Source organism: Mesorhizobium sp. WSM4310 (assembly GCF_007003935.1).
Classification (GTDB): domain Bacteria; phylum Pseudomonadota; class Alphaproteobacteria; order Rhizobiales; family Rhizobiaceae; genus Mesorhizobium.
Map to the genome: position 1 here is coordinate 52,251 of NZ_VFTA01000028.1, position 15,172 is coordinate 67,422.

Below are 15,172 nucleotides of genomic sequence, written 5' to 3' on the forward strand. Positions count from 1 at the left end.
GTCAATCCAGGCTTCGCAGCATGTCTGCTTCCTGCTCAAGAATACTGGCCACCTCCTCCCGCTGCAGATGCGTCATCATCAGGCTGACACAGCACTCCAGATAGGTTATCGAGGCTCGCCGCAGATACGCAGCCGTCTCTCGTTCCGCCATCTTGTCGATATCGGTCCGAGATTGCTTGGGGTGCATGAGGAGGTCCTCCATTATGTGGTCCTCTCGTCAAACCAAAAGATTGCGCGGATGTTCCACGCGAATCGATGCGAAGATGTGACTGGGGTCCCGGCATCAGGCAGGGAGGTTCTGCAGCCCGCCTGACGTGGGTCTCGTCCTTGCCGAACGTCCTGCCATTTGATCGCCGATCGAGCGGCCTTCAAGCATGGCGAAATAGCTGATCGTCCGCGCGAGCCCCTCGTTGAGCGACACTCTTGGCGTCCAGCCGAGCAGCGCTTTTGCGCGCGAGATATCGGGCTGCCGGCGTCGAGGATCATCCTGCGGCAGCGGCAGGAACGTCATATCCGATTTGGTGCCGGTCATAGCCTTCACCAATGCCGCCAGCCGCACAATGGTGAATTCGCCGGGGTTGCCCAAATTGACCGGCTTGCCCGGATTGGGGTTGATATCCATGAGACTCATCAACCCGTCGATTAGATCGGAGACGTAGCAGAAAGATCGCGTCTGCATGCCGTCGCCGAAAATCGTCAGCGGGCGCTTCTCGAGCGCCTGCATGATCAGGTTCGAAACGATGCGGCCGTCCGCCGGATCCATCCTCGGCCCGTAGGTGTTGAAGATACGCGCGACACGAACGTCGGCCTTCCCGGCTCGCAGATAATCGAAGCAGAGTGTCTCGGCCGTGCGCTTGCCCTCGTCGTAGCAGGCGCGTGGGCCGGTGCAGTTCACATGGCCGACATAGTCTTCCCTCTGCGGATGTTGCTCCGGATCGCCATACACTTCACTCGTAGAGGCCTGCAGCAATCCCGCGTCGTTGCGCGCGGCGAGTTCGAGCAGGTTCAACGTTCCGATGACGCAGGTTCGCGTGGTGTGGATCGGATCGGCCTGGTAACGCGGCGGCGAGGCGGCGCATGCCAGGTTGAAGATGCGATCCACCGGCTCGCCAAGGTCCAGTGGACGGCAGATATCCTGCTCGATCAACCGGAAACTCGGCTGGTCCATGATCGCGTTGATGTTCTCCATGCGACCGGTAAGAAAATTGTCGGCGCAGATCACACGCCAGCCATCGCGTAACAATGCTTCGCAAAGATGCGAACCGAGGAAGCCCGCGCCACCGGCGACGAGCACCGTCTTTGCCCTTTGCGCCTTTTTTGATTGTCGCATCGCGATTTTCTCCTGTCTGCCAGTCATGCTGCACTTCCGATATCGAGATCGAGGACCACCGCCCCCTTTTGCGTAAGCGCCGTGATAAATTCGCAAGCCCGGGCCACACCGGTATGGGAAGCAAGGACGAGTTCGCGTGCCCGTTCGGCCATGGCCAGACGTGTCCGAGCCGATTCCCGCGATAGGATCGCGACGACCTTGTCCGCCTTCTTGGCCGTGTGGATCGTCGATGAGGGAAAGAAGCTGTCGAGGCCTGGCCAGCGGTCGCTGATGATCGGCGTGCCGCAAGCAGCGGCTTCGAAAAGGCGCACGCTGGGCGACCATCCCGCCGCAATCATGGAACTGCGTGTGACGTTCAGCGTGTAGCGCTGACGGCTGTAGAATGCGGCATGATCGGCCGGCGGCAAGTGTTCAATGCGCTCGACATTGTCGGGCCAGTCGATGTCGGACGGATATTGCGAGCCAGCCACGACAAAACGCCGATCCGGCATGCGCCGTGCCGGCTCGAGCAGAAGTGCATTGAGCGTGGCTTGCCGGTCGGCGCTGTAGGTGCCGAGATAGCCGAGGTCCCAGCCGATTGGATCGGCGGTGTGGTGATGTCGTTCCGGATCGACCGAACAGTAGAGCGGCTCGGCTCGGCGTGCGCCGAAGGTCTGTGTCAGATCGGTCAGCATCGGGCCACCGGCAAAAGAGAAATAGATGTCGAAGTAGGGGATCTGGCGCCAGCTCAGATAGTCGCAATCGTCCGCCGACAGCTTCGCCAGGGTCACCGGTGTGTCGATGTCGTAAAAGCAGAGTTGTCCTTTGCAAAGTGAAGCGACGGTGTCGATCACCGCGCGGCCTTCCGGCACGAAAGAGCCGATCACCACGACATCGGCCTGTTGCAGACACCGGCCGTAGTCGCGTTGCAGTGCCTGCACAGTTTCATAGTAGCGCAAGGCGCAGAAATCCGGATCGCGCAAATCGCGGTGATTGGCGTACCACGGCACATCGCGCTCCAGAAAAGTCACGCGATGGCCGAGTTGGTGGAGGCCTTTCAGCAGACCTCGAAAGGTGGTGGCATGACCGTTTCCCCAAGACGAGGAAAGCGACAGGCCGAGAAAGAGAATGTCCAGCTGCTTGGTCATTCGGCCGCCTCCACGGTCCCGTGCGTCAAATGCCGTTTGAAGACCGCATCAGCCACGGCCGCCCGCAACGCGTAGGTATGATCGGCGAGAACGCGTCGAAGTGCGGCCTGGCCGATCGCCTTTGCCCGGACAGGCGTCAGCGCCTGCATGATTTCGGCGACATCGCCGCCGTCGCGCGCCACAAGGATCTCCTCGTCGGGTTTCAGGAACAGCTCGACGCCGAGCCAGGCATCGGTGATCAGGCAGGCGCCGGCGCCGGCCGCCTCGAAGACACGCGTGGCGGGTGAAAAACCGTTCGCGGCCATGCTGTCGCGGCTGATGTTCAGCACCGCCTTTGGCGTGACATTGAAGGCGTTGTGATCACAGGTGCCGACATGGCCGAGCCAGTCGACATTGGCGGGGAGCGGCTTGTCCCCCCACCCAGATCCGCCGAGCAGAAAACGTTGTTCCGGCAGCCGGCTCGCAGGATCGAGGAAGAACGATCCCACACGCGCTTCACGATCCGGCAGCCTGTTTCCGAGGAACGCCAGGTCGCAGGCAAAACGCGCATTGCTGGCGACCGGGTGGTGCGTTTCGGGATCGAGTGCATTGTAGATTGGCACGCACTCGTTCGCGCCCAGGGCGCGATAGGCCCAGACCACGGGATCGCCGCCGCCATAGGTCAGCACAAGATCGATTTCTTGCAGCGCACGATGCAGCGGATGGTCCGGCTCGTCGCGCAGCTGGGCGAGCGTCGCCGGCGCGTCGACGTCCCAGAACACGATGAGCGCATCGCTGCGGGCGTAGCCGAGCACGGCGCGCAGCAGCGCCTCATCCTCGAAGCCGACGCCACTCGCCTTGACAACGATATCGGCCTCGGCGGCACGCGCCGCAACCTGCATCAGGGCTTGATGGGTTGCCTCGTAGACGACGACAGAGCACCAGTTCGGCGCCTCGATGTCGCGGTTCTTCTGCCGGTCATAGACGTCAGGCTCGTAGAAAGTGATTTCGTAGCCCAGTTGCGAAAGCGCCTTCAGCAATCCTCGGTAATAGGTTGCGGCGCCGTTCCAATAGGAGGACAAAAGGCTCGATCCATAGAATGCGATCTTCATGCAACGGCTTCCTTTGCGGCGGTCAGCTCGGCGGTGTGCAGGGTCGTGCATTGCCAAAGCACGTCGAACAACTCGTCGACGCGGTGATGGCAGGTATGCCGCGAGCGGATGGTCTCAAGGCCCGAGGTCATTAGGGAAGCCGCAAAATCGGGATCGGCCAACACCGCCTGGAGGTGTTGCCGCATTTGCGATCCATCCTCGGCAAACAGGAAGTCGACGCCGGGTCTGAAAAGCTGCTCGACATCGGACCATGGCGCTGAAATCAGCGGGATGCCGCAGGCAAGTGCCTCGAACATGCGGATTGTCGGAATTCCGGGCAAGCCTTCACGATAAGGACGCCGCGGGACGTGCACCGTCACACGATGCGCGGCGAACGCCTTCGGCACGTCGGCATTGGCGATCCACCCTTCGTAGCGCAGACCGGCGGCAGCCAGATCGGCAAGTGCCCGTTCGGGATAGCGGACACCGTGAACAGTGGCCTGAAGACCCAGATCGCGGACCGGTCCGATCAGGAACTCCTTGAGTTCGGCCGTCCGCTCGTCGTCGCCCCAGTTTCCGATCCAGACCAGGTCGGACGTCGCGTGCATTTCCGGGTGCGGTTTGAACAGCCGATCGTCCGCCGCTTCATGCCAGGTGAAGACACGCTTGCCCCAGCCGGCGCGCAGATAGCTCTCGCGCAGCGCTTCGCCAAACGCGAGAACGCCATCATAATGTTCCAGGCGCAGCGCCGACATGGCCTCGGTGGCGGACACGGCGCGGTGATGTGTGTCGTGAAACAGCAAGGTGAATTTGCCGCCATCGGCCCGGGCACGGCCGATGCGAGCGACAAGCTCCGGGTCGGTCCATTCGTGGACGATCACCACGTCGGCCTCGGCGATCCATGCTTCATGGTCGAACCCGGCATCATAGGTCACCGGCATCAGTTCGGGGAAATCCTTGCGAAAACGTTCGATCGCGAAGGATCCCTTCTCGGCCAGCAAGTTCGATCGGCTCCAGCCGTCAGCCGGCTCCAGAGCGATGGCCTGATGCCGGCGCGCCACCAGTTCGCGCATGACGCCTCGAAGGAAATGGGCGTTGCCATGGTTCCAGTCGGAGACGAGCGAGTGGGCGTAGAATAAAAAGCGCATGATCAGCGCTCCGCAACGGCCAGCGCCGCCTTTTCGTAGACGTCACGCATGGCCGCTGCCTGTCTCGCCAGAGTGAACCCGCGGCTTCGGCGGAAGGCGGCGTGGCCGAGCTCTAACCTGTGCCCGGCATCGCTGGAAAGGCGATTGATGCAGGCAGCGAGATCATGCGGGTCACGCGCGTCGAAGAACATCGCGGCACCGTCCCATAGTTCGCGATAGGTCGGGATGTCTGAGAGCACCAGGGGGGTTGCCGACATAGCCGCCTCCAGCGCCGCCAGACCGAACGGTTCGTACAGCGATGGCGATACAAAAATGCCGGCCCGGGCCATCAAGGAGCGCACCTCGTCATAGGGCAGCGCCCCGAGAGGAACGGCGTGGTCGACGGTGGCGCGCTCGCCGTTCGGGCCGTGAAGCGAACCGGCTGTAAAGAGAGGCCATTGCGTCAACGAGGCGGCCTGGTCGACCACCGCCACATTCTTTCCCTCGTCCCACCAGCGGGCGGCGGCGAAAACGAGCGGCTGGCGGGTTTCCGCTGGCGGGACTGGGCGTGCGGCATTTCCCACGACGTGAAGGCGTGCGATCGGGCCATAGCAGGTCTCGAGCATCTCGGCATGGCTGCGGCTCGGGGCGATGACTGCGTCGGCCCTGTCGAAGCCACGCCTGTTGCGCTCCTTCTGCCAGCTCCATGCGTTATCCAATGCCTGTCCCTTGACGCAATGGAACCAAGTCGTCACGCATGAATGCGAGACCGCTATGACTGGGCAAGGCGCATCCAACCCCACGGCCTGCGTCGGTCCGTTGAGATGGACAAGGTCGATCGCGTAGTCGCGTATCGGCGCACGCAATTCCAGCGGCAGACCGTCGAGGTCGCCGGCGCTTCGGGTCATCCAATCCAGAGGCGTATTCAGCCAGATGAGCGTCGCGAAAGTCCTTGCCTCATTGGCCTGTTGCCCAGATGGTTGCGGCCCCAGACCGGCGAACACAACGCTGTCGCCGCCATTGACCAATTCCCGGCCGAGATCAAGCGCATAGCGCCATACTCCGCCCATGGCATCGACGGTCATCAGGACGCGGCGTTTGCGTGGCGTCAGTGTCCGCAACATGCCGCCTCCAGTTCCGCCAGCGGGCGCGGGCGCTTTTCCTGGATGTCGCTGAACTTCTGGAACGATGCGAGGTAATGATCATGGGCGCGCTCCCAGGCAAGGTCGTCGGGTTCGCCCCAAAGCTCGCGATAGCTGGGCGAACTCGGATATGGATAAAGCGGTACCGGTTCATTGGCCCACACGCCATTGTCGATCAGGTGGGCTCGCCAGTGATCGACAAGGGCAGGATCGTCCTCGACGACGCCGATCAGATTGGCCTGAACGAAAGGAACGTGGCGTCTGGCCTTAACCAGCAGCGCGGCGAGTTCCTCGGTGTCCAGCCTACAGCGCTTCGCGAGCATGGCCCGCCCTTCCACCGTCAAGCTTTCGAGGCCGGCTTCGATGGAGACGCAGCCTGCCGCGCCGAGCAATTCCAGCATCTCAGGTTTCCACAGATCGATGCGGGTCTGGACGCCGAATTTCACATCGCGGCTTACCAACGCCTCCAGCAACGCCTTTTGCGGCAAAAAGATTTCGTCGATGAAGTAGATGTAGCCGGCACCTTGGGCGATCAGCCGATCGATTTCAGTCACCACCGCTTTGTGGTTGCGGCGGCGATAGGCATCGCGGAAATCGATCTTGGCGCAGAAGCTGCAATTGTAGGGGCAGCCGCGCGACGCTTCGACCTCGGCGCCGAATCCAAACTGTTGGTCATCGAACCGGTGATGATGATGCGAATGGGCGGCGATCCAGTCGGATGGCCATTCCAGCGGCGGGTGATCGACAAACGAACTGGAATGGACCCCGCCGTTCGAAACCAGCTTGGCGTCCAGCAGATAGGCGGTCGAGGGCACCGCGCTCCAATCGTCGCGTCGTGCAAGTTCGGCGACAATTTCCTCGCATTCGCCGCGCACGACGATGTCGGCGCCCAGCTTGCGCAAGGTCGGCGCCGGCGTCGCCGAGCCATGTGGGCCGACCGCGACCGTGCGGCCGCCACGCCCGGCCAGACGATTGAGGAAATCGGCCGGCACGCGCAACTCCGGCGGTGCGCAGCGCCAGAACAGATAGGTCGGGGCGGTGCTGACAACCGTCATTGCCGGCGCGAAATCAGCCACGCGTCCGCACAGCCCTGAGTTGTCGAGTTTCTGCAATTGCCCGTCCAGCAGCAGCACCTCATGGCCGGCCGCTTCGAGCAGGGCTTTCGAATAGCCGAGTTCCAGCGGCAGATGCGGTTGGCGGCAGCCGAAATAGATGCTGTCGTCATATGTCCAGGACGGGTTGACCAGGGCTATTCTCATGCCACGTACCTCACGGCTTCGGGGCGGGGCTCAAGCCGGTGGCGCTGCAGCCAGTCGGCGAGATCGCGAATGCCCTCGCGCCACGCAACCTGCGCCTTCCAGCCAAGCGCGGTCTGGATCTTGCGGGTATCGGCGACGAAGAAGGGCTGGTCGCCGGTCCGTTCCCCATCATGGCGGACCGAGAGTTCGCGGCCGGTCAGGCTGCCGATCTCGCTCAACAGCATACGCAGGCTGAGCGCATTTTCTGGTCCGCCGCCAAGGTTGAATGCCTGGCCCTCGGTAATGTCGATATGGTCCAGCACAGCCCTGTAGGCGGCGACCGCATCGGAAACGTGCAGGATGTCACGCACCTGCCTGCCGTCGCCGTAGACGGTGATGTCCCGTCCTGTCAGGGCGCTGAGCAGGAAGTGCGCTACCCAACCCTGGTCCTCCGTTCCAAACTGGCGCGGTCCGTAGATGCAGCTCATCCGCAGTACCGCCGTGGGCATGCCATAGGATTTGGCGTAGTCGAGCACATATTGGTCCGCCGCGCCCTTGGAGCAGCCATAGGGCGTGCAGAAATTCAGGCTGTGGGCTTCATCGATGCCGCTGGCCTGGATCGCGCTATCGCAAGGTATGTAGCAGTCGTCGTGCGGTTGAACCGCGACGTCGGGGAGGCTGCCGTAAACCTTGTTGGTGCTGGCGAAAATCACCGGAATGCCCTCGCCGCTCAGCCGCGCCGCTTCCAGCACGTTGAACGTTCCGCGAAGGTTGATGTCGAAATCCTCGTCCGGCCGGACCAGGCTCGTGGTGACTGCCGTCTGTGCGGCCAGATGGAAAATCGCCTTGGATCTCATCAGAACCGGGGCCAGGGCATTGGCGTCCCGCACATCAATGGTCTCGACGGTAAGGCGGCTACCATGTTTCTGGACAAGCCATTCCAGGTTCTGTTCGACGCCGGGACGGCTGAGATTGTCGACCACCAGCACCGGCTCGCCATCCGACAACAGGCTATCGGCTAGATTTGATCCTATGAAGCCGCTGCCGCCGAGGATGGCGACCGGCGCTTCGCGTCGGTTGCGTGCGCCCGGGCTCATGACACCAACCCGCGCTCTTCGAGTTCGCGCTTCATTTCGGTGCCGCGGTCGACGGCGGCCGTATTGCGCACCCAGGAAACGAAATCCACGAGAGAATTCTCCAATTGCAGGCCGGGTTCGAAACCGAGCAGTTCACGCGCCTTGGAGATATCGGCGAAGCAGTTGCGAATGTCCCCGGAGCGCGCCTTGCCGAGCAGTTCTGGCGAACGGTTCGGTATTCCCATGGCTTCCGCCAGCAATCGCGCGACTTCGCTGATCGCATAGGCGCGGCCGCTGCCGATGTTGATGACGTGGCCCTTTGCCTGACGTTGCTGCAGCGCAAGACGAAAGGCACGTGCGACGTCATGCACATGAACGAAGTCGCGCTTCTGCTCCCCATCCTCGAAGATCATCGGCCGTTGGCCATTGGCGAGACGTGAAGCGAAATTGGCCAGCACGCCGGTATAGGGATTTGATAGTGCCTGGCCGGCACCGAAGACATTGAACAGGCGCAATGCGACCGCATCGATGCCGTAGGCTTCGCCGAAGATCAGCACGGCGCGTTCCTGGGCGTATTTTGTCAGCGCGTAAATCGAGGCGAGGTCGACCGGCTTTTCTTCATCCGTCGGCAGCGGCGAAAGGGGTTCGCCTTCCGGCGACAGCGGATTCCACTGTCCGCTTTTGATGTCGCTTAATTTGCGCCTTGCATTGTCGATGCGCCGGCCCTCGGGCGTGGCATAGAGGCCCTCGCCATAGACGCTCATCGAGGAGGCGACGACGATCCGTTCGACCGGATGCTTGATCAGCGCTTCAAGCAGTGTCGCCGTGCCCAGATCGTTGGTGCCGACGTAGCGCGCGATCTCGTACATTGATTGTCCGACACCGACTTCCGACGCCAGATGAATGACAGCGTCGACTCCTTCCAGCGCCTCGGCAACGGCCTCGCGATCGCGAATATCGCCCTTGATCAGTGCGGCACCGGTGGGAAGCGTGACCGCTTCGCCCGCATGCACCTGCTCCAGCAGGACGTCGAGAATGCGAACTGAATAATTCTGAGCGATGAGTTCTTGTGTGACGTGGCGGCCGATGAAGCCGCAGCCTCCTGTAACCAATATGCGTTTCACGACGACTCCTCTCCCCGGACAAGTGACTTCGGCGCCCCGAACTTTTCGGCAAAAGGTTTGTTCCCTGTGCTTCAACAAAGTTCCCTTCGCGGGCTTCGTCTGAAAGCAAGCGCAACGCCATCGGCCCACGATGCGGGAACATTCCCGCCGGTATGCTGTTAGGGCGCTCGACAGCCGCCGTGAGACCGTAAGGCGAAGCCTATGATCAAGGGAGATTTCAATGTCGCAGTCCCACACGACCACCAATCACGACGAAATTCGCAAATGGGCCGAGGAGCGGCAGGGCCGGCCGGCAGTGGTCCGCACCAAGGGCGAGGGCGGCATCTTGCGGATCGACTTTGGCGAACCCGAGGAAGGATTCGACTCCATTGATTGGGACGAGTTCTTCCGCATATTCGACGAGAACGATTTGGCCTTCCTCTATCAGGCCAAGACCAGCGACGGAAAGTCCAGCCGTTTCAACAAATTCGTCGAGCGCGATCGCAAGAGTTGAGAAGTCCTGGCGGGAGGCGACTTGGCCTCGGCCCAGGAGAATTCAATGCATCAGCTTTGCGCCGCGGGCTTTGGCCACCTCTCGCATGACATCGTTGAGCCAGTTTTCGGTGGACTGGCCAAGCTGCCGGTGGTCGACGTCCCGGATCGCTTGCTCGAGTGTCCTCTCGACCAGCCGGTCCGATGCGTGGACGTCCCCCAGCAGAAGACGCGCCGCGAGGCGCAGTTTGGGCAAGAGGGTGAAAACGTCGTCTGGCGGGGAGGGCACGGAGATCTCCGCTTGTTCGGATGCCTGCCGCGGAAAAAGCGCATTGAACACAGCCTTGCTGCCCGAGGACTTCCGCAAATTGCTGGCGTAGCGGAGATGCTCGGGAATCGCGATCTCGTTGTCACCGCTGAAGAATACGAAGGGGATACCGCGGCGCATCAACTTGTCGGCGATCGGAAACACGCGTCGGCCATTAAGATTGACGTCCAGGATTGCAGCTTCGGCTTGATCGGTATGTTCAGACGCCTGCTCGACTGTAGCCGCGGGCCCGAGGATGATAGCACCCATGTTGCCGAAAAACCTCGCAAGATCCCCCGCCAGCGTCCATTCGTCTTCGACAATCAGAATATGCACCCCCCGCAGATCGCGCACGTCGTTATCCTTTATTCGAACGGTGTTGAGGATGCAAAGAAGGCACTCCCATTTTCCTGTCATCCAGTGCCGCCTGCAATCGTTTCGCCAGCACGAGCATGCGATCCGGTACGGGCCCACCGAGACGTTCCACTCACTCAGGCGCCCCCCACACCATGAGCGCCAGGAGTTTCAAGCCAGCAAAGCGTTTTGTCATTGAACCATCATGGACATCGGGCCAACGTCGTCCATGCTGACTTGTTCCATCCTCCAAGCGCGCTATATGGTCATATCCTGTCCGATCCGACCTTGAGAGACTTCATGTCGGTCGGGCGAAAGGTGGACATGCCGTGACAGCCCGATCAATCAAGTTCCCCATCGTCGGCATCGGTGCGTCCGCGGGGGGCATCCCCGCAATGGAAGGGTTTTTCAAGGGCATCACCGGTAGGCCGGGCATGGCGTTCGTGATCATCACGCACCTTAGTCCCAAGCGCAACAGCCTGCTGCATGAGGTTATCGACCGCTACACCGAGATGCCTGTCGTGGTGGTCGAGGACGGCGTGGCCGTTGAACCCGACCACGTCTATGTGATGCCGGAAAACGTCACTCTGGTCATTGAGAACGGCGTGCTGCACCTGCGGCGGCCCAATGGGCTTACCCAGGAGCGCAAACCCATCGACATCTTCTTCAGCGCACTCGCCGAAGACCAGGGTGAATACGCGGTCGGTGTGGTACTGTCGGGAGGTGATTCCGATGGGACCTTGGGTGCCAAGGCCATCAAGGAGCGGGGCGGGCTTACCGTGGCGCAAGCACCGGACGGCTACGGCCCGCGCAACCCCGACATGCCGCAGAGCGCTATTGCCAGCGGTCTCATCGATGTTGCCGTGCCCGCCGAGGAGATTGGGGCGAAGCTCCAGGCTTACGCCCGCGGCTTCGACACGCTGGATGGGCTGCCGAACGAAGAGGACATCCCTACGGCCGACATAGATAAGGTCCGCGAACAGATATACGGCATTTTGCGCAGCCACTCCGGCCACGACTTTTCAGGCTACAAAACCAAGACATTCCTACGCCGGATCAAGCGGCGCATGCAGATCGCTCAGATTCAGTCCATCAGCGCCTATATCGATTGGCTGAAGAAGGACCCTCGCGAGGTGATGAATCTGTTTCGCGATCTGCTGATCAACGTCACCAACTTCTTTCGCGATCCCGATGCCTTCGAATTGCTAGAACAAAAGATCATCCCGCGGCTGTTCGAGGGCAAGACGGCGAGCGATACGGTTAGGGTCTGGATTCCCGGCTGCGCCACCGGCGAGGAGGTGTTCTCCATCGCCATCCTGCTGCGTGAACACATGGAAATGCTGTCAGCCATTCCGCGCGTCCAGATATTCGCCACCGACATAGACGAGCCTGCCCTGGCGGTGGCTCGCGCCGCACGCTATCCCGAGGCCTTGATGCAGGGTCTTTCCCCGGAGCGCAAACACCGGTTTTTCAACGGCGATGGCGAAAGCTACGTCATCAGCAACGAGATCCGCGAACTGTGCATCTTCTCGCCGCATAGCATCATTCGCGATCCGCCCTTCTCGCGCATGGATCTGGTTTCCTGCCGCAACCTGCTGATCTATTTCGGCCCAGCCGTTCAAAGCCGCGTTCTTCCTGTCTTCCACTATTCGCTGAAGCCGGGTGGCTATCTTTTCCTCGGCACGTCCGAAAGCATCGGGCAGCACGAAAATCTGTTCGCCACCATCGACAAGAAACATCGCCTCTTCCAGGCACGGGAGCATGCCTCGCCACATATCAGGCTGCCGGCCCTGTTCGGGGATTCCACTTCCGGCGTCTTTCCCGCCGAAACAGCTGGCTTGAAGAAGGGCACGGTCGGCTACCCGCTGCGGCAGGCTGTCGAAGCGCAGGTGCTTGAGCGGTTCGCGCCGCCGCATGTCCTCGTCAACGCCGAAGGCGACGTCGTCTACTATTCGGCGAGGACCGGCAGATACCTCGAAGCGCCGCAAGGTATCCCCAGCCGGCAGGTGCTGACGATGGCCCGCCGCGGACTTCGGCTGGACCTACGCGCCGCATTAAGGGAGGCGACGACAACACGCCGCACGGTTGTGCGGGACAACCTCAGCGTCGAGGAAGATGACGAACGCGTGCAACCGATCAAGCTGACGATCGAACCGCTTGCCGAGAGAGGCAATGGTGAGCCGCTTTACCTTGTCCTCTTCGAGCCGTCGGGACCGAGGCAAGCTCGGTCCAATGAGGACGGTGGCAGCCATAACAGCGACAGCACGGCCGATCTCGAGCGGGAACTGCGCGACACAAGAGAGCGTCTTCAATCCACCATAGAAGAATACGAGACGGCCCTCGAAGAGGTGAAATCCTCGAATGAGGAACTCGTCTCCGTCAATGAAGAGGCGCAATCGACCAATGAGGAACTTGAAGCGTCCAAGGAAGAGATGCAGTCGCTCAACGAAGAGCTCAACACGATCAACGCGGAGTTAGCCAGCAAGATAGATGAGCTAGATCACGCAAACAGCGATCTGCGGAACCTGTTCGAAAGCACCGATATCGCGACCATCTTTCTCGACCGCAGTCTTGTGGTGCGGACCTTCACGCCGGCGGCCTCCTCCTTCTTCAACCTGCGCCCCTCCGACGTCGGCCGGCCCTTGACGGATCTGTCGAGCCAACTCGATTATCCAGAGTTGAAGCAGCACATCGACAAGGTGTTCGAGACAGGCGAGACCCTGAACCACCATCTTGCGCGCGATTCCAGGGGCCTGTTTCACATGGTACGCATCAATCCCTATCGGGACAAGGGTAATAGGATACAGGGCGTCGTGGTGACATTGGTCGACGTGACCACGCTGGCGCGGGCGGAAGAGCATCAGCAGGTACTCATCTCGGAGCTCAACCATCGCGTCAAGAATATGCTGGCGGTGGTCGCCAGCATCGCCAACCGCACGCGGGACAGTTCGGATACGAAAGAAGCATTCGCGGATGCGTTGATAGGCCGGTTGCACTCCATGTCCAGAGCCTACGGACTGCTGACCCGCGAGAGGTGGAAGGAGGCTTCGGTCAAGGAATTGCTGCATCAGGAACTGGAACCCTTCGGCATCGAACGGATCGAACTCGATGGCGACGACGTAAAACTCGGCCCGCAACAGGGCCTTTCGCTTAGCATGGCCATCCATGAGCTGGCTACCAATGCGGCCAAATATGGCGCCTTGTCCAAGCCCCGAGGCAGGATCAGCGTCAAATGGGCCATGGATGGCGACAGTTTCACGCTTCGCTGGCGCGAAAAGTACGGGCCTGCCGTCAAGAAGCCGTTGAATGATGGCTTTGGCCTGAACCTGTTGAAGGGGGAAATCGCCTACAGGCTCGGCGGTCATGTCGAGACGTTTTTTGGCAAGGAAGGTCTCGATGTCCATATCGCCTTTTCGGCAAACCATGAGGATACGCCGTGAGCGATACACCCCGCGTTCTGGTGGTCGAGGATGAGTGGCTGATCGCGCAGGACATAGCGTCCGAGTTGCGTGCAGCGGGCTATCCGGTGGTCGGCCCTGTTTCGTCCGTGGCCGCCGCGCTTCAACTTGTGGAGGCGGACAAGATTGACGTCGCGTTGCTGGATATTCAACTCAACGGTGAAACAAGCTTACCGATCGCGGAAGTCTTGTTGGCTCGCGGCACCCCGTTCGCGTTCGTAACGGGATTTGGGGAGCGCGATGTTCCAGCCCCGTTTCGAAACTGCAAATTCGTGGCAAAACCCGCAACCGAGGCGACCATCCTCACCGCCGTGGCCGACCTAGCGTCGCTTCGCGCCGCCAAGACGCGGTCGTGATTTCAAGCCAGCCAGTCGCGATCAATCCAGCGGCTTGTCGGTAGGCCGGGGCGTGGTGCTCGGTTGACGTGGCCACCCGGCATTTCGATTGGCGACTAGATTATCCAGCGCCATGCTCAATGGCCGGGATGCGCCGGCGGCCGTTGGCGTCACCGGCTTTGCGCCGGCGTCCGTTGTTTGGCATCTCGCTTTGGGTGCGGCAGACCACCGCGTTCGGCGATCGGACGGCGGGTTTCGAGTTTGAACCTTCCTTTGGCATGGTGGCTTCTTTCCTTGCAAAGCAGGAAAAACGTTCATGCAGGCAGGTCAAACTTCGACGCGGTTGAAAGTTCCGGGACCGGGACGATACCAGGCTGGCGGCTGCAACCGCCTCGAAGAGATTTATTCCGGCTCGGAGGGTCGGCCGCAGATCATGAAGGACGGTCGATCTCGCCGTTCTGGAACCTTTGGCCTGAAGCGTGTCTTCCGCTCAGACGCGAGCGACTCGAATAAGGCGAAGTGGAACAACTTACGTCGATGCAGGTTGCGTGTCGCACGGCGTCGTCGCCCCCCTTCGTTGACGCTGCACGATCGGGATCCCTCAACCTGATCAGCCCGCGCGCTCTCCTTTGCCGGGAGGCGCGGGCTTTTACGTTGGCCGAACGATCGTGTTTTGACTACAGGCGGGAACAACCCACCGGTTCGACGGTTCGGCGTTCAGGAGAATCGGAATCCACTATGCCGATGAAATTGCATTCAGGCGCGTGAAGATGCTGGTCGAACATACGTTCTCGCCAGAAGCAGGAGGCATGATTTTGTCTCGACCGAGTTGGCGTGCAAGGCCACCCGCCAAGTGGTTCGCAGCCCGATCCAACCGAACTCGACCAATTGCTGGCCCGAAGTGCGGTAAAACAAGGACTTTCCGTGCGCTTCGACCGAATAGGTCCCTTGTCGACTGCTTTGCCCGAACTCACAGGGGAAAAGCCAGCATGAAAGCCTTGTGGTCGCTGTGC

13 protein-coding genes are annotated in these 15,172 nt (G+C 61.1%); 3 read left to right on the forward strand and 10 right to left on the reverse strand.

The genetic code is table 11. The features are described from left to right. Position 1: 1 nt before the first annotated feature. The 9 genes from FJV80_RS25600 to FJV80_RS25640 all read right to left on the reverse strand — a co-directional run bounded on the left by FJV80_RS25600 (position 2) and on the right by FJV80_RS25640 (position 9,234). Positions 2-202 carry a hypothetical protein gene (locus FJV80_RS25600; RefSeq protein ID WP_246689056.1) on the reverse strand — a complete coding sequence of 67 codons (201 nt, stop codon included), beginning with the start codon at positions 200-202 and terminating at the stop codon, positions 2-4. An 81-nt stretch (positions 203-283) separates the two neighbouring features. Continuing rightward, positions 284-1,330, reverse strand: coding sequence for a UDP-glucuronic acid decarboxylase family protein (locus FJV80_RS25605; protein ID WP_142877772.1), 1,047 nt, complete (start codon positions 1,328-1,330; stop codon positions 284-286). A gap of 23 nt (positions 1,331-1,353) precedes the next feature. Continuing rightward, positions 1,354-2,457, reverse strand: a complete 1,104-nt coding sequence (locus FJV80_RS25610) for a glycosyltransferase (protein WP_095793770.1) — start codon at positions 2,455-2,457, stop codon at positions 1,354-1,356. Further along, positions 2,454-3,548 (reverse strand): glycosyltransferase, encoded by a 1,095-nt coding sequence (locus tag FJV80_RS25615; protein WP_095789607.1) that lies wholly within the window; start codon positions 3,546-3,548, stop codon positions 2,454-2,456. Before FJV80_RS25615 ends, FJV80_RS25610 begins: the two co-directional genes overlap by 4 nt. Next, positions 3,545-4,675, reverse strand: coding sequence for a glycosyltransferase (locus FJV80_RS25620; RefSeq protein WP_095793771.1), 1,131 nt, complete (start codon positions 4,673-4,675; stop codon positions 3,545-3,547). Before FJV80_RS25620 ends, FJV80_RS25615 begins: the two co-directional genes overlap by 4 nt. Before the next feature lie 2 nt (positions 4,676-4,677). Beyond that, positions 4,678-5,778 carry a glycosyltransferase family 4 protein gene (locus FJV80_RS25625; protein ID WP_095793772.1) on the reverse strand — a complete coding sequence of 367 codons (1,101 nt, stop codon included), beginning with the start codon at positions 5,776-5,778 and terminating at the stop codon, positions 4,678-4,680. After that, positions 5,763-7,055: a TIGR04295 family B12-binding domain-containing radical SAM protein gene (locus tag FJV80_RS25630; RefSeq protein WP_095789604.1), complete on the reverse strand. Its 1,293-nt coding sequence runs from the start codon at positions 7,053-7,055 to the stop codon at positions 5,763-5,765. The genes FJV80_RS25625 and FJV80_RS25630 overlap by 16 nt, the downstream gene beginning before the upstream one ends. Then, the gene (locus FJV80_RS25635; protein ID WP_095789603.1) at positions 7,052-8,131 is read right to left on the reverse strand and encodes an NAD-dependent epimerase/dehydratase family protein; all 1,080 of its coding nucleotides are present in this window, start codon (positions 8,129-8,131) and stop codon (positions 7,052-7,054) included. Before FJV80_RS25635 ends, FJV80_RS25630 begins: the two co-directional genes overlap by 4 nt. Further along, the gene (locus FJV80_RS25640; RefSeq protein ID WP_095793773.1) at positions 8,128-9,234 is read right to left on the reverse strand and encodes an NAD-dependent epimerase/dehydratase family protein; all 1,107 of its coding nucleotides are present in this window, start codon (positions 9,232-9,234) and stop codon (positions 8,128-8,130) included. Before FJV80_RS25640 ends, FJV80_RS25635 begins: the two co-directional genes overlap by 4 nt. A 220-nt stretch (positions 9,235-9,454) precedes the next feature. On the opposite strand from FJV80_RS25640, the gene FJV80_RS25645 reads away from it, so the two are divergent. Then, on the forward strand, positions 9,455-9,727 hold the full coding sequence (locus FJV80_RS25645) for a hypothetical protein (protein WP_095793774.1): 273 nt from the start codon (positions 9,455-9,457) through the stop codon (positions 9,725-9,727). 42 nt (positions 9,728-9,769) lie between these two features. On the opposite strand, the gene FJV80_RS25650 is transcribed toward FJV80_RS25645, so the two are convergent. Beyond that, positions 9,770-10,429, reverse strand: coding sequence for a response regulator (locus FJV80_RS25650; RefSeq protein WP_095793775.1), 660 nt, complete (start codon positions 10,427-10,429; stop codon positions 9,770-9,772). Between the two features lie 266 nt (positions 10,430-10,695). On the opposite strand from FJV80_RS25650, the gene FJV80_RS25655 reads away from it, so the two are divergent. Then, the gene (locus FJV80_RS25655; RefSeq protein ID WP_095793776.1) at positions 10,696-13,806 is read left to right on the forward strand and encodes a CheR family methyltransferase; all 3,111 of its coding nucleotides are present in this window, start codon (positions 10,696-10,698) and stop codon (positions 13,804-13,806) included. Next, entirely contained in the window at positions 13,803-14,180 is a 378-nt protein-coding gene (locus FJV80_RS25660; RefSeq protein ID WP_095789599.1) for a response regulator, read from the forward strand. Before FJV80_RS25655 ends, FJV80_RS25660 begins: the two co-directional genes overlap by 4 nt. Positions 14,181-15,172 lie beyond the last annotated feature (992 nt).

What these genes read in the sequence shown, in the direction of transcription:
- FJV80_RS25625 (WP_095793772.1), bottom strand. Translation starts at nt 5,778, where the DNA reads ATGTTGCGGACACTGACGCCACGCAAACGCCGCGTCCTGATGACCGTC.
- FJV80_RS25620 (WP_095793771.1), bottom strand. Translation starts at nt 4,675, where the DNA reads ATGCGCTTTTTATTCTACGCCCACTCGCTCGTCTCCGACTGGAACCAT.
- FJV80_RS25615 (WP_095789607.1), bottom strand. Translation starts at nt 3,548, where the DNA reads ATGAAGATCGCATTCTATGGATCGAGCCTTTTGTCCTCCTATTGGAAC.
- FJV80_RS25645 (WP_095793774.1), top strand. Translation starts at nt 9,455, where the DNA reads ATGTCGCAGTCCCACACGACCACCAATCACGACGAAATTCGCAAATGG.
- FJV80_RS25605 (WP_142877772.1), bottom strand. Translation starts at nt 1,330, where the DNA reads ATGCGACAATCAAAAAAGGCGCAAAGGGCAAAGACGGTGCTCGTCGCC.
- FJV80_RS25650 (WP_095793775.1), bottom strand. Translation starts at nt 10,429, where the DNA reads ATGACAGGAAAATGGGAGTGCCTTCTTTGCATCCTCAACACCGTTCGA.
- FJV80_RS25630 (WP_095789604.1), bottom strand. Translation starts at nt 7,055, where the DNA reads ATGAGAATAGCCCTGGTCAACCCGTCCTGGACATATGACGACAGCATC.
- FJV80_RS25635 (WP_095789603.1), bottom strand. Translation starts at nt 8,131, where the DNA reads ATGAGCCCGGGCGCACGCAACCGACGCGAAGCGCCGGTCGCCATCCTC.
- FJV80_RS25610 (WP_095793770.1), bottom strand. Translation starts at nt 2,457, where the DNA reads ATGACCAAGCAGCTGGACATTCTCTTTCTCGGCCTGTCGCTTTCCTCG.
- FJV80_RS25600 (WP_246689056.1), bottom strand. Translation starts at nt 202, where the DNA reads ATGGAGGACCTCCTCATGCACCCCAAGCAATCTCGGACCGATATCGAC.